The sequence below is a fragment of the Runella sp. R5_40 genome (assembly GCF_057652295.1).
Window position 1 is genome coordinate 188,861 of record NZ_JBYFCH010000002.1, and the last position, 16,243, is coordinate 205,103.

The 16,243-nt window shown below is 46.2% G+C and carries 3 protein-coding genes; all 3 read right to left on the reverse strand.

From position 1 onward, the window contains the following. Positions 1-174: 174 nt before the first annotated feature. Entirely contained in the window at positions 175-6,381 is a 6,207-nt protein-coding gene (locus AC23N5_RS05620) for an SdrD B-like domain-containing protein (protein WP_487754801.1), read from the reverse strand. Positions 6,382-6,678: 297 nt separating this feature from the next. After that, positions 6,679-13,152 (reverse strand): SdrD B-like domain-containing protein, encoded by a 6,474-nt coding sequence (locus tag AC23N5_RS05625; protein ID WP_487754802.1) that lies wholly within the window; start codon positions 13,150-13,152, stop codon positions 6,679-6,681. A gap of 228 nt (positions 13,153-13,380) precedes the next feature. Then, positions 13,381-16,158 (reverse strand): Ig-like domain-containing protein, encoded by a 2,778-nt coding sequence (locus tag AC23N5_RS05630; RefSeq protein ID WP_487754803.1) that lies wholly within the window; start codon positions 16,156-16,158, stop codon positions 13,381-13,383. Positions 16,159-16,243: the final 85 nt, after the last annotated feature.

Here is a 16,243-nt window from a genome sequence, read left to right on the forward strand (position 1 = left end):
ATTGCTATTTAAGTCCAAAATACCTTCTATTTTGCAACATACCATAGATTTTAAAAGACATATATAACCAAAAATAAAAAGGCATCTTTCCCCACAAAAATCGCACCAAATAAAAAAAGAGAAGGGATGATGCCGTAGCACCACCCCTTCTCTTAGTATTCTTAACTACCAATATTACAGCTTTTTACCCGCCTTCTTGGTTTGCTTAATCGTGAACGGAATACACAAATCAACTGGGCAGCAGTTTTCACCTGGTACGATGATGATTGGGCAACAACCTTCCGCTGGACACGTATTGTTGGTGGCAGTAAAGGTATAGCTACCTACATCTTTCAATAATACTGAATTGCCACTTGCTACTGGTGTTGTGCCTCCATCTTTAAACCATTGTACGTTGGTGTATTTGGCTGGAATGCTTACCTCAATTTGCTCGGTTGGACAAAGCTTAATCGGTACTGTAAAGCATTGACGATCGATGTCATCTTCTTCTTCGTTGTTATTACAAGGTGTTGAATCGACATCGCCTTCGTTGGCAGCACAAATTTGAGCAGTATTGTAGTGAATACCTTCTTGGATTGCCTTGATGCGATACGTCAATGTAACTGTGTCTCCACTGGCGGCAATGCTTCCGATATTCCACGTAATCACGCTTCCAGTAATGCTTGCCGTTCCACGACTCGATACAAAACTTCCCGCAATAAACTGAACTGAAGTTGCTATTGAATCAGTCACCGATACACCTGAGGCGTTGTTGGCTGACTCGTTCCATACTTTAATGGTATAAGTAAGCGTATCGCCGATTTGTACCACTTTCTTGTTAATCAACTTCTTCAATGCCAAATCAATTTCACAGTCTTGGGCATTGATTGTTGCAGGTACACGGCTTGTACTCACCGCCGTCGGACACGTTGGGTCGGTACTACGGGCCTGTGCATAGAATACGGTATTGGCCGTCACTACGCCGCTTGGTTTGTAATTTAAGCCCGTTGCTAACACCGTTCCGCCTGTTTGTTGGCTAAACCATTCTACCGTTGCCAAACCTACAACGGTTGCTTTCAAGGTTGGGAATGTATCACCTTTACAAACTGTCAAGCTTGGTGCCAACAAGATTGGCACAGGAGGATTACAGTTACAGTTAGGCCCTGTGATAATCGTGTCTTGGACGCAAATGGCACTCAACGTATCCACAATCCGCACGCTCGCTCCCGAAGGAATACCCGTGACGGTATATGGATTATTTCCACTCAATACGCCCTTATCTACTTTGATGGCGCCATTTTTACCCGTTACACTAAAGGTTAAACTGTACGTCTGAACATCTGCCGAACACACAGGCGCACCCGTCAAAGTAAAGCTTGTTGTGATACATGGTACGACCAAACCTGCGTCAATCGTTAGGTTGTCTTTCGCTGTTCCCGTTCCCAACGCGTCAATCGTCACCACTTGGCTCAACCCTGTGGTCGGACTGAAATCCGAATCTTTGGTATCATCTCCGCCTAGGTTTTGCTTTGTGCTGATGGTGCAACTATCTGGCAAGCTCGTTACCACAATTTTCACTTGGTAGCTACCGCTCGACAAATCAGAGAACAAATACAAACCATTCGCATTTGTTGTATCAGTTGCCAAAACTGCACTCGTCGTTGCATTTAACAACTGTACAATCACGCCTTTCACGCCTGGCTCACCCGAATCTTGAACGCCATTGTCATTCAAATCTTTCCATACATAATCTCCGATTGAGCCTTTTGGCGAGAACAAAGCCCCGTCCACCGTTGGGTTGTCTTTGGCAGTGCCCGTTCCAAAAGCATTGATTGTCACCAATTGGCTCAAACCTGTGGTTGGGTCAAAATCACTGTCTTTGGTATCGTCCCCACCTAGGTCTTTTTTGGTACTAATCACACAGCCTGCTGGCAAACTGCTCGTTACAATTTTCACTTGGTAAGTACCACTCAACAAGTTTGGGAACAAATACAAGCCATTCGCGTCCGTTGTATCGGTTGCCAATACAGTTGTCCCTTTCAACAGCTGAACGATTACTCCCGCCACGGCCGGTTCGCCTGAATCTTGGACGCCGTTGTCATTCTGGTCTTTCCACACATAATCTCCAATCGAACCTTTTGGCGTAAACAAGCCCGCGTCTATCGTCGGGTTGTCTTTTTGTAAACCCGTACCCAACGTATTGATTTCTACAACCTGACTTTCGCCTGTTGTCGGGCTGAAATCCGAATCTTTGGCATCATCACTACCTTGGTTTTGTTTACTACTAATGGTACAGCTATCAGGGAGGCTAGTAATCACAATTTTCACTTTGTAGCTACCTGTCTCTAATCCATTGAAACCGTACAATCCACTCGCATCCGTTGTATCAGTTGCTAGTACTGCGCTCGTCGTCGAGTTCAACAATTGTACAATGACTCCTTTCACCCCTGGCTCACCCGAATCTTGGATACCATTGTCGTTCAAATCTTTCCAAACATAGTCCCCAATCGAACCTTTCTGGCAGTTTTTCACCTCAACCGCTACCGTATCGGCACAACCCGTTTGAGCATTTCTCAGGATAAACCGATATACGCCCAAGTCCGTCATACCAGTAACTACTCCCGTTTGAGGCGTGATTGTCACCGTCTTAGGAGTCGTCCCTAGTTGGGTCCAAGTCTCGCCAGAAGCTGCATCAGGAAGGTTGATGGTGCCTACTGTATTACATATTGCATTCGTTCCCGTGCTATCAGCGCCTGCCGTTGGTTTTTTGTTCACTACTAAGCGAACAAAAGCCGTATCGGCACATGACGTTTGGGTATTGGTCACAATCACGGCATAGTACTTTATTCCTACGGTTGTAATTGCACTTCCAGATGGCGTAAAGCTTGCATTGGTCGCGCCCGAAATAGCCGTTCCTAAGCTTCCCGTCGTATCGCTCAACGCTCCGTACCAACGGTAACTTACGCCCGTACTTGGAGTAGCGGTGAAGGCCGCAGGTAAATCTCCCACGCAAATCGTTTGCTGTTTCGCCGTCGCATTGGCAACAGGGCGAACGTTAATTGTCAATGACACAAAGGCCGTATCCGAACATATCGCCGCTACGCCTGTTGCTATCACGGCATAATATCTTCTTCCTGTAAAGCCTCCTGCTGGAGTAAACGAAGCATTGGTTTGACCACTGATTGCCGTTCCTAACGTTCCCGTTGTGTCTGTCAATGGACCATACCAACGGTAAGTAATCCCTGCACTTGGAAGGGTGACCGCAGTATAAGAAACGATTGTTCCTCCTTGACAAATTACTTGATTTTTTGGCGTGGCAGTCACCACAGGTTTGATACAGCTACAATCTTTGAAAGGCAAAATAATCGTCGTGTCTTTGTAGCAGCACAAGCCATTGTACAAACGAACGTAGAATGTATCACCTGCGGCCGTTGCAGGATTAGCTAAGTTATTCAACGTAATAGTTGTTCCCGTCAAAGCCGTTGCTGATGCGTAGGCAGCTCCCGTAAATTTACCACCCGAGTTTTTCGAGAAAGCATATTTATCGGCACATTTTACGTCAGTCAATTCAATTTTTGCGTTACTATTGGCCGTAATGCCCGTACACGTCGCCTGTGTAACTGTCGCTTTGTAGTTATACGGCTCTACGCAGTAAAAACCTGCATCAAAGGTATGATCGGTGGTTGCAGCTACCCCTGTTGTCAAAGTAATCACAGGGAAACTTCCTCCTTCTCCAGCGACGTTGGCTTTAGCCGCGTCACTGTCGTTATGGTCATTTCCAGTGCCTGTTGTTGCGTCTTTGGTCGTAAGCAAAAACTTCCCAATTCCCGCGACTTTCAACGTATCATTGCTATTGGTGATTTGTCCTGATGTACCAAACACCAAGCGATAGGCTGTAAGAGGTAACAATATTGTATCAGCTCCTGTTGCTGACCACGTACCTGTGGTAAGTTTTGATTTACGGCTAAAGTAATACTCCCCGTTGGCGTCCGTTTTGGTAGTGGCAATTTTTGTCGTGCCTTTGTAGAGAGTCACGTTGACATCTTTCAAGCCTTTTTCGCACGCATCCTGAATCCCGTCTTTGTTGGTATCTAACCAAACACGGTTTCCTATTTCAATGATGTCGAGGTTGTCGCAGTTGAGTTCAATATCTCCTAGCCCCGTTGCTTTGGCAAACGAACCTGGTATTGGGTCAGGCTTACCTGTTCCTTCTACATCAGGACCACGCGTAATATAGACTGTATAAAAGCCATCCACTTGGCCTGAAGTATTGTTCATATAACGAACCCCACCCGCATAAGGGTGCCTATCTTGGGGGTCAATCGCCGTTACTACTACTTGGCCTGACCCTGGCTTAAGTGCCAAGCTACCAATTGCTTCTTCGGCATGATAAATAGTAGTTCCGTTTTCTTGAATCCAGTCATCGTTGTAAAACTCTCCAAAACCTGGCCCTTGTTTATTATTATTTCCATACCCATCACTAGGCCCTGCAATAGCGTTATTTTCAAGTACAAACGTACCATTTGCATAAAAAGCTCTTAGGATATCGCCTGCTTGTGAATTGGTTTCAAAAAAGGCTGTACTCGTGTTATCTGGGCGGTAGTTAAAATCTCCACCTTGCCATCCAGTACGATCACCAAAACCTAATACCATCGACCCATCGATGTCAAATTCAATATCCACAAACATAGGGACTGGATGGCGCAAAAGGTTGGTATTAGGGCTAAGTAAAGTAGCAAAATCGTCCGTCCATGGAAACCAGCCCGTAATTGTTGGTGCCGCGGCGGCAGGATAACCCTTTGGATACGTTAGCGGAAAATCAAAAATTTGGGTGAATGTTGTTCCATCAAATTCATAGACGCTTGCCCGTAAATTAGATTTATTATTAGACGTCTGGGCATCGCACACCCCGCCTACATACACTTTCCCATTATACGCTTTCAATGCCCAAGGGCGATACTCTCCACCAGTACAGGTTGCGGGGATAGAAAAGGACGCTACGTTATTCGCTGTTGGTTTCGTAGTTCCGTCTTGATTATACTGGGTAATGTCAATTGAATAAAGTCGTTTATCAAATAAATTGACCATCCAGAGTTTATTTCCGTCATCCGAAATATCCAAATCTCCCATTCCTACTTTTCCTATCTTACTAAAGGCATCTGTATCACGACTAGGTTGAGTTTTATCTGCAACAAGCCCTCTAGCGCTATTTGTTGCTACTGAACCTATTGATATCCCTAAATCGGTCGTAACATTGATAAATGGAGTAACAACGGGAGAAGCTGGATTAGTGTAATCAGTGACATAAATTCCTCCCAAGCCCTGTGGTCCAAGCCCAGCGTGACGTTTAAGAACTGCCGACAGAAACATACGCTTGGTAAATTTATTAAAAGCTAATCCCCAAGTAGTTCCAATTTGTCCTGCTTTTGCAATTCCTTGCTCATCAAAATAAAGTGGGTTTGTGGTGCCAATCCCAGCTGTAACTCCATATGGAATGCTCACAAAAGCATCGGCATTAGCAGATAAATTGGCGGCTGTTGCACCCGTGGTTGGTAGGGGGTCTCCGTACACAAAACAAGGCACAAAAAGTCGTAAATTGTTATCTGAACAATAATCAATGGGATTGATTACCCCTAAATTCACATTACAAGAAGGGGCTCCTACAAACTGAACCGAAGTTCGTGAGTTTGCCCCATTTATCCCTAGTTTATATACAGAAGGAATACTTGTAAACTCAACTCGAACAGGATATTTATTGGCTGGTACGGGGAGTGAATAATATCCATATCCATCTGTAGTACCTGTATAAATGGTGCCATCACACGCAATCCCTTTTACTGACACCGAGCTAACTCCTACTGTCTCTCCAGCCTCTTTGAGTCCATTGTCGTTAAAGTCCTTGAAAACGATTCCTCCCAAATTATTACCACTACATGCAGTAACCGCACAAGAAGCGGGTACGTTGTAAGAGTCTGAGTCTGTGCAAGTAGCATTAAAGCTAGCAGTAACTGACTGATTTGTAGCTCCGTTAGCATCTACTTCAAAGGCTACTACTTGAGGGGATACAATTACTTGAGTACTGGTGATAGAACCACTGACTTGTGGGTAATCTACACTAATTGTTCCTGGGGTAATCGCCCTCGTCTGAGAACCTGTTGTGACGGTAATCACGCCACCTGAGGGGGCATTGACCCATCCAACTTCCACACTAACAGTGGCTTTACTTTGACTACCTACCAAGTAACAGCCTGATACCGTTACTTTTCGGATGGTGACAGAACACTGGGCTTGGGATTCTTGGGAGCTCCACAGGAATATACCTATGATAGCCATCAACAGTAACAAGGAACTAAACAGTCGATTGGCATACTCCCCTCGATAAATTCGGAGTAAAGATTTCATATAGTTTTGTGACAAGTAGGGTAAGTGAAAAATCATTCCATTATCTATTATTTTCCCACAAAACACATACCAATACTATATTAGATTGAAAATTTAGTATATACTAACAATTTTACTGGACACATCATTAAAATATTTACATCCAATCTTTGTATAATAATATCCAAAAAAGACCTTGTATATCCCACAACAATCACGCCAAAACTCAAACAAGCGCATTAAAAAAGGGGATAAAGCTTAGCTTTTACCCCCTTTTATTATTCCTTCAAGAATACCAAAAGCAATTTAATATCCCATTTACTTTCTTTTCTTTTTAATCGTAAACGGCACACAAATATCCAAAGGGCAACAATTAGTACCCGCTTCGATGATGACGGGACAACAGCCGTTGGCTGGACACGTCTGGTTCGTCGCCGTGAAGGTATAAACTCCCACTTCTGAGAACAACACCACATTCCCCGTTGCCACCGCCGTCGTGCCGCCGTTTTTGAACCATTGTACGTTCGTCAATGTCGCAGGTACACTCACTTCCAACTTTTGGTTTGGACATAGGTCAAACGGCACTGTGAAGCATTGCTGGTCAATGTCATCTTCGCCGCCTTTGCCGTTGCCTGGCGTGCTGTCTTTATCTTTCTCGTTGGTCTTGCTGATTTCGGCCGTGTTCAAGTGAACGCCTGCTTGCGTCGCTTTCACTTGGTAACGCAACGTTACCGTGTCGCCATTAGCCGCGATGTTGCCAATGTTCCACTTAATCACGTTGCCACTGATACTCGCACTACCACGACTTACCACAAAACTGCCACTCACAAACTGTACCGTCGTCGCGATGCTGTCCGTTACTTCTACACCCGTCGCATTCTTGGTCCATTCGTTCCACACTTTGATGGTGTACGTCAACACATCACCCACCCGCGCTACTTTTGTATTAATCGACTTCTTCAATGCCAAGTCAATTGTATCAATACAAGTTTGTGCGTTAATCGTCGCGGGAACGCGGCTTGTGCTCACTGCCGTTGGGCAGGTCGGGTCGGTGCTGCGTGCTTGCGCATAATACGTCGTCGTACCAGTCACTGTGCCACTTGGTTTGTAATTTAAGCCAGTTGACAATACCGTTCCGCCCGTTTGTTGGCTAAACCATTCTACCGTTGCCAGTCCTACTACAGTCGCTTTTAAGCTCGGGAACGTATCACCAATACAAGCCGTCAAACTTGGGGCTAACAATACGGGTACTGGTGGATTACAGTTACAGTTAGGCCCAACAATCGTCGTATCTGACTTACAAATCGCACTCAAGCTGTCCGTAATGATCACACTCGCTCCCGACTGGATACCTGTCACCGTGTAAGGATTGTTACCGCTCAATGTGCCTTTGTTCACTTTTACAACGCCCAATTTATTGATTACACTAAACGTAATGCTGTACGTTTGTACATCCGCCGAACATACTGGAGCGTCCGTCAAAGTTACGCTTGATGCGACACATGGAACAACTAACCCCGCGTCAACCGTTGGGTTATCTTTCGCAATGCCTGTTCCCAAAGCATCTATCGTCACCACTTGACTCAAACCTGTCGTTGGGTTAAAGTCAGAGTCTTTGGTATCGTCGCCGCCTAAATCTTGCTTGCTGCTAATCACACAGCCCGCTGGCAAACTCGTCGTGACAATCTTCACTTGGTACGTACCTGAGTTTAGGTTCGAGAATAAGTACAAACCTTGTGCGTCCGTCGTGTCAGTCGCCAATACGGCGCTGGTTGTTGAATTCAACAACTGAACGATTACGCCCGCCACCGCTGGTTCACCTGAATCTTGAACACCGTTGTTGTTTTGGTCTTTCCAAACGAAATCCCCAATCGAACCTTTCGGAGAATACAAGCCCGCGTCAACCGTCATGTTGTCTTTCGCAATGCCTGTTCCCAAAGCATCTATCGTTACCACTTGACTCAAACCAGTCGTTGGGTTAAAATCAGAATCTTTCGTATCGTCGCCACCCAAATCTTGCTTGCTGCTAATCACACAACCTACTGGTAAACTCGTCGTCACAATCTTCACTTGGTACGTACCTGAATTTAGATTCGAGAACAAGTACAATCCTTGCGCATCCGTTGTGTCGGTCGCCAATACGGCGCTGGTTGTTGAATTCAACAATTGAACAATCACGCCTGCCACCGCTGGTTCGCCTGAATCTTGAACACCGTTGTTGTTTTGATCCTTCCAAACGAAATCGCCAATCGAACCTTTGGGTTGTACACATACTGGGATAATCACTTTCACTGTATCCTGACAACCATTCAACGTATAGATAAAATCAAACGATTTGCCCTGTGCCGTTGCGTTGGTAACACTCACCAAACCTGCACTACTTATGGTCGCTCCTGTTGGATTACCTGCCAACGCCGTCCACGTGCCACCCGTTGGCGCCGCAGCTAACTGTACACTTGATGGTACACTACCGTTTAAGCATGCCAAGGTTGTGTCAGCGCCCGCACTTGGCTTGGGATTCACCGTCACCACTACATTCGCTGTGTCCTTGCAACCAGCGGCGTTTTCCGCAACCAAAACGTAGGTCGTTGTGCCCGTTGGTTTTACTGAAGTTGGCGTTGCTACTGCTGTACCGCTTGCCGTGCCGACTGTCCACACTGGACTCAAATAAGTATTGTAGTTTGTAATCTTTGAAGTCAAATCCACTGACTCGCCTGCACAAATCGTCGCAGAACCGTCGGCAATCGTTGGCTTGGCAAGTACAATCACTTGTGCCGTATCCGTACACGTTTGACCACCCGAGGTGATGGAATACACAAACTTATAAGTACCCGCTGCGTTCAATCCACTAATGTTACCACTGCCATCTATCGTCGCTGCGCTTGGGTTCACTGGGCTGCCGATTGGTGCCCATGTGCCGCCTGTCGTCACTGCCGTCAACTTCGCCGTACTTGTAGGTTGGCATACCGAGGCCCCATCAGGGCCCGCGTTTGGTTTCACGCAAACTGGGCACGGTGCTACCGTTACCGCAACCGTGTCCTTGCAACCTGCCGTTGTCGTATAAATAAACTGATACGTGCCTGTCACACTCATACCCGTCACGTTGTTACCCGTAATCGTCGCCGTCGTTGGGGTCGTACCTAGTTGTGACCATGTGCCTCCCGCTGGACTTGGAACTAACGTATAGCTCGTAGCTAAGGTGTTGTTTGCTGCATTCACACAGGCCAATGTCGTGTCTTTACCTGCACTTGGTTTTGGATTCACCGTTACTACTACGTTCGCCGTGTCTTTACAACCAGCTGCGTTTTGAGCAACCAATACATAGGTCGTTGTGCCCGTTGGCTTCACTGAAGTTGGCGTTGCTACTGCTGTACCGCTTGCTGTACCTATCGTCCAAACTTGGCCTTGGTAACTGTTGTAGTTTGTAATCTTAGACGTCAAATCCACTGACTCGCCTGCACAAATCGTCGCAGAACCATCACCAATCACTGGCTTGGCATTCACTACTAATTGTACATAAGCTGTATCAGCACACGCCACATCGCCCGTCGTATTTACTACCACTGCGTAGTATTTCGTTCCATCCGTCGTCAACGCTGCGCCACTTGGCGTAAACGTCGCGCTTGTTGCACCGCTCACGGCTGTGCCCAAACTGCTCGTTGTGTCTGCCATTGGCCCGTACCATTTGTATTGCACACCCGTGCTTGGCGTAGCCGTGAAGGCCGTTGCCGTACCGCCTACGCAGATTGTTTGTTTTTGTGGGGTAGCTGAGGCTACGGGCAAAACGCAACATGCCACTGGCGCAATAGTTATCGTCGTGTCTTTGTAGCAACATTCCCCGTTATAAAAACGGATGGTGTAAGTGGCCCCCGCATTGCTAATACCTGTCACCAAGTCTTTGGGGAAGGTACTACCAATCGCCGTTGCCGTAGCGTAAGTTGTGTCTCCACTCCATGCGCCCGTTCCCGTTTTTGTTCTATATTTATCATAAGGAGCTATCGCACTGTTCAAACTGATTTTCCCATCGTTTTGAGGAACTGTTACCGCACATTTTGGGGCAGTCACAACGATTGAATTAGCCCCAATGGATGGGTTGGTGCAATAAAAACCTGCATCGAAGGTGTGATTTACACTTCCTGCATTTCCAGTAGTAAGATTAATACAAAAAGCCCCGCTTATTACTTCCGCATCGCTGTCGTTTTGGTCGTTGCCGTTGTTGGCGGTAGCATCTTTGAGCGTTACGTCAAATTGACCCAAACCTGCCACCGTTAGTTTTCCACTAACCAATTGACCTTCACCAAAAACCAACTTATAAGCTGTCGTAGCAAGAAGCGTCGTGTCAGCACCTGTTCCTGTCCACGTCCCCGTTGTAAGTTTTGATTTTGATGAAAAATAATATTCGCCGTTTGTCCCTGTTTTGGTCGTAGCGATTTTGGTCGCGCCTTTGTAGAGCGTCACGTTGATGTCTTTCAACGCTTTTTCACATGGGTCTTGTACCCCATTTTTATTAGCATCATTCCAAACGTAGTTACCTAGTTCGAGGTACATCGGGAGCTCACACAAAATCTCCATATCTCCCAAGCCCGTTGACTTTCCGAAGGTACCTACATCGTTGTTTGTATTGTACAACACAAAGCCCATGGCAGCACCACTTGGTGCAAGCCCTGTGGTATTGCTCCAATAACGAATCCCGCCCGAAAAGTTAGTGCCCGTTTGGTTTTGGTCGATTGGATCCATTGCCGTCGTAATTACTTGGCCTGACCCTGGTTTTAACGCCAACGCTCCGAATGCAATCTCCGCGTGCGTCAATGCACCATTTCCTCCTAAGAAATCGTCATTGTAAAATTCTCCAAAACCAGGGCCTTGGTTGTTGTTCACACCCGAGCCTGAAAGCCCTGGCACTTTCCCATTATTTTCAAGAATAAACGTACCATTCGTAAACGCTGCTCTTAGTACATCACCTCCTGCTAAACCAGTATATACACCTGTCCCTGAAGGACGGTAGTTATTGTATCCCGACTGCAAACCTGTACGATCACCCAAGGCCAACACCATCGACCCATCAATGTCGAATTCGATGTCGGTAAGCATTGGCTGAGGATACAATACCCGTATAAAAGTTCCGTTGGTGGTATTGCTATTGACGGTATTAAAGCTATCCGTCCAAGGATACCAACCTACTCGATCAACCACCGCAGGTGTGGTATTTACCAAAACTGCTCCTTTGGGATAGGTCAATGGAAAATCAAATACTTGGGAGAAATTGGTTCCGTCAAAGGCATTGATAAAACCCCGTAGGTTTGATTTTGTGGAAGTAGAGGCATCACAAACTGAACCTATATACACCTTCCCTTTATACACTTTGGTCGCAAAAGGGCGCAGTGTCCCACCCGTACATCCTGGGTCAGGAATAGCCCAAGAGCCTAGCAAACTTGGGGCAGCCCCACTAACATCTATTTGGTATAGTTTTTTATCGAATAAGTTAATAAAATACAGCGATTTACCATCTTCTGACATCTCTAAATCACCCATTCCGACTTTACCTATCAACTCAAAAGCCAATGAATCGGCACTTGGCTGGGCTGGGTCAGGATTTAATCCTCGTGTGGCATTGGTCACCCCAAACCAAGGATCGCCCGCATTGGTAGCTCCAACATTGATATTAAGCGGTGGTTGTGACACATCGACATACGGAGACGCCGTGTTTGTTGCCATGTCTGTCACATAAATACCTCCCAAACCGAGTGGCCCTAAGCCCGCGTGCCGTTTCAATGTGGCAGAGGTATATACCTTATGTTTATATCTGTCATAAGCTACGCCCCACAATGTACCCACTTCTTCTGCCTTGGCCAAAAGCTCCATTTTTGACATGTCCTTAGGACCAGTAGTCCCATAATCGAATGCTACCAAGGCATCCATTTGGCCACTCAAACTACCCACGTCTGGTTTTCCATAAACATAGCAAGGTACCACCACTTGGGGAGTTGTTTGACAATAATCGTTGTTATCAAGCACCCCCAAATCAATCGTACAATCGGGGGCTGTCACAAACTGCACAGTCGTGCGGTTATCTGCCCCGTGCATTGTTCCTTGCCCCGCATAACTCGGTAGGCTTGCAAACTCTACCCGAATTGGATAATCTGAAGCTGAGACATTTAACACATATTTCCCTGAAGCATCAGTGGTTGTTTGGGCAGCAATTCCCCCTGCACAATCATAAGCAATGACAGTCACACCTGCCACGCCATTACTTTCGCCCGCATCTTTTACCCCATTCGCATTATAGTCGTTAAAAACGGTTCCTCCTGCTTGATTTCCACTACAAATCAAAGGCGGGCAAGCCGCAGGCAATTGAGCCGTCGAGGTTGCACTACACGAAGTTTGTGTGGTAAATTGGGCCGTAATTGGCAAACTGCTTCCAGTCGCATTTACCTCAAAAGCAATCACTTGAGGTGTCACAATGGTCTGATTTCCCTTGATGTTTGTTGCTGGGTAACTTACGGCAAACGTCCCTGGGCGAATGTACCGTTTGTCAGCGCCAAGTGTCACCTCAATACTGTCGTTTGCAGGTGCACCCGACCAACCGACTTCAATACTCACAGTAGCCTTACTTTGGCCACTTAACAAATAACAGCCCGAAACGGTCACTTTGTTAATCGTAATTGAGCACTGTTGCGCCCGAACGAGTTGGAAAGACCCAAGAAGAATGCTAAGAAAAGCGAAGGTTTTTATGCTATATTGCACAAACCACGTTGGATACTCCCGCTGGTGGATACGGTGTAAAATTGCCATGAAGCTTTGCCAAGAATAGGGTAAAAGGATACATTTATAATTACGTATCCATTCTCAACAAAACACATACCAAAAATACTTATTTCACCAAAAAAGGACAATTAACTTTAAATAATAGAATATATTAGCCAAATTATTATATTCTACTGCTCAAAATATTAACCCAAAAAGATAGTATTATCCCTACCAACAATTACGCCAAACTGAACATTTCCAACATTAGGATATTTATTTCCTTACTTTTTTGGATTGTTTTATGGTAAAAGGCAGGCATAATTCGACAGGACAACAATTAAGCCCCTCTTCAATGATAATTGGGCAGCATCCTTCAGCTGGGCAGGTCTGATTGGTGGCGGTAAAAGTATATACCCCGACATCGCTCAAAAGGATACTATTTCCAGTGGCGATGGGCGTTGTGCCGCCATCTTTATACCATTGTACGCTGGTATAGTTGGGCGGCACGCTCGCCTCGATTTTCTCGGTGGGGCAAAGTTTAAAAGGCACGGTAAAACATTCACGGTCGATGTCGTCTTCTCCTTCTGTGTTATTACAAGGCGTAGAATCCACATCTTGTTCGTTTGCAGTACAAATTTCGGCGGTATTAAAATGAATACCTTCTTGAATGGCCTTGATTTTGTAGGTCAAAGTAACCGTATCTCCATTGGCAGCAAGCTCACCAATCGTCCATTGAATCACATTTCCACTGATGACCGCACTGCCTCGACTTGCGGCGAAACTACCTGACACAAAAGCCACCGCCGTTGTCATGGAGTCTGTGACCACTACCCCCGTAGCTCCTTTGCTTGATTCGTTCCATACCTTTATCGTATAAGTCAAGGTGTCGCCAATTTGGGCTATTTTTTTGTCAATAAACTTCTTTAGGGCTAAATCAATGGTACAGGTATCTGCGTTGATGGTGGCGGGGGTACGGCTCGTACTAATGGCTACTGGACAGGCGGGGTCTGTACTCCGAGCTTGAGCATAATAGGTCGTAGTACCCGTCACGATGCCCGTTGGTTTGTAGGTCAAGCCAGTGGCCAAGATGTCGCCTCCCACTGACTGACTGAACCACTCGACCGTAGCCAAACCCACAATCGCGGCCTGAAGTGTTGGCAACGAATCGCCAATACAAACCGTAAAACTCGACGTTATCACTTTGGGCAAAGATGGATTACAATTACAGTTGAGTCCTGTCACGGTGGTGTCTGATTTACAAATCGCACTTGAGCTGTCTGTAATAACTACGTCTTCGCCCGAAGGAATCCCTGTGACGGTATAAGGATTGTTGCCCGTTAAGGTTCCTTTATTGACTTTCACCGTCCCTAGTTTGTTGGTCACGCTGAAGGTAAAACTGTACGTTAGGGCATCGTCAGAACAAGTCGGTGTGCCTAGCATCGAAATGAGGGATTTGGCCCGAACGCCTTTTATGGTCACAGTGGTATCTTTATAACAACCACTTTCTTGGTTAAACACCCGTACTGTCCACGTAGAATCTGCCGTTGTATTGATATTTGAGACAAGTGTTAGTGGAAAGGTATTGGGTAAAGTAGTTGCATTGGCATACGATGGCCCTGCGTAGGTAGTGCCTTTGCTAATTCCAAATTTGTTCCCTTTCGTAACAGCCGTCAATTCGAGTTTTCCCGCGCTTTCACAAGTCGGGTCTGTCGCTTTCACGGCCACCGTTGGTTGATCACAAGGGCAAATCACATCGCCACACACAAACGCCAAGTTTTTACTGAGTACCCCCGACTCAAAACCGAGGTAAGTACTAAATTTCCCAAAATCAGGATTAGCGGGTGAATCGAGGGTGAGTTTAGAAACACAATCACCGTAGAAAGTAGCCACGTAAAGGTTGCCATCGGGGCCAAAGTCGATGTCAAATGGGCGGCGGCGTGATTGTTGGTTGGACGACGTAATGGGGTAACTTTTTATCAATGCGCCTTCCGCCGTTAAGTGCTCTACGGCATCCCCGTTTCCGTAGCCGTCCACCGTTGTCCAAAGCGTGCCGTCTTTGTCCACCGTAATACCCACATAAATTTTGCCATCATTACGGGTTCGTAAGCGTACGGGGTTAGACAAGGTGCTATCCATCACCTGTACGGTACTTCTGCCTGCGGTATTTAGGTCGTTGTAGCCCGTGGTCACATACACCTTGCCGCCGTAGGCTGCCACTCCCCAAATTTTATTTTGGCCATCCAAGAAAAAAGACGTTGCTCGCGAAACCACAACTTGCCCGTTCTGAATCCGAATTTTTTCCACACGGCCATTGGTCCCACCCCGTAGTAAGTATTTTTTATCTTCCGAAAGCGTAATATCAAACGAGTTAGTCCCCGATGACGGTTGTACATTGGGGAAAAAGGTAGCTTGAGCAAAGCTATACACTTTGATGGGGCTACTAAAAGGGCTGCCGATGTAAGCAATTTTATTCACTTGGTCAATGGCAATGCCATCTCCCCCCGTGTTGGGAATCGAACAAGGAATGGTGCCGCTGTTGGGATCTAAAGGCTGAATAATCACTTTTTCGCCCGCATTCGTAATTTCCCCCACCAAAATCGTCATGTTCGTACACGGCACTACACAACGGTTACAGTTCAGCACCACGGTCGTATCCTTAAAGCAAGTATTGTCCCCGTTGAATACGCGGATGGTCCACAAAGACGAAGCATTGGTGATATTAAGGCTATCAGCCGCTCCCGATGAAAGGTTTTTGGCGGCGGCATAGGTCGGACCTGCATAGGTTGCGCCTTTGGAAATACCGTATTTGTCGGCTCCCGTTGCGACCAAGGCAATCGTAGCATCGTTATTGCCCCCTCCGCCCGTTTTACAAGTAGCCGATGTAACAGTTACTGAATTAAATTTGGGGGAAACACAGGTGAAAACCCGCGAAGAAGTACGTTTTGTTTTATTTGCAGCATGTGCAAACGCATTTCCATCCATTAACAATGCTGCTAATGATACCACTATGCCTACGCAAGCGCGCAAACACACCTTTGGGAGGATAATCATAAATGTATGTATAATAGAGTAGGAAAAGAATATACCAAATGCTAGTCAGCGCATTTGTGAACGTACGGTAAGGACAAGTGCAAAA

Bases quoted from the DNA above. Each gene is read 5' to 3' on its own strand.
- AC23N5_RS05630 (WP_487754803.1), bottom strand. From the start codon at position 16,158: ATGATTATCCTCCCAAAGGTGTGTTTGCGCGCTTGCGTAGGCATAGTG.
- AC23N5_RS05620 (WP_487754801.1), bottom strand. From the start codon at position 6,381: ATGAAATCTTTACTCCGAATTTATCGAGGGGAGTATGCCAATCGACTG.
- AC23N5_RS05625 (WP_487754802.1), bottom strand. From the start codon at position 13,152: ATGGCAATTTTACACCGTATCCACCAGCGGGAGTATCCAACGTGGTTT.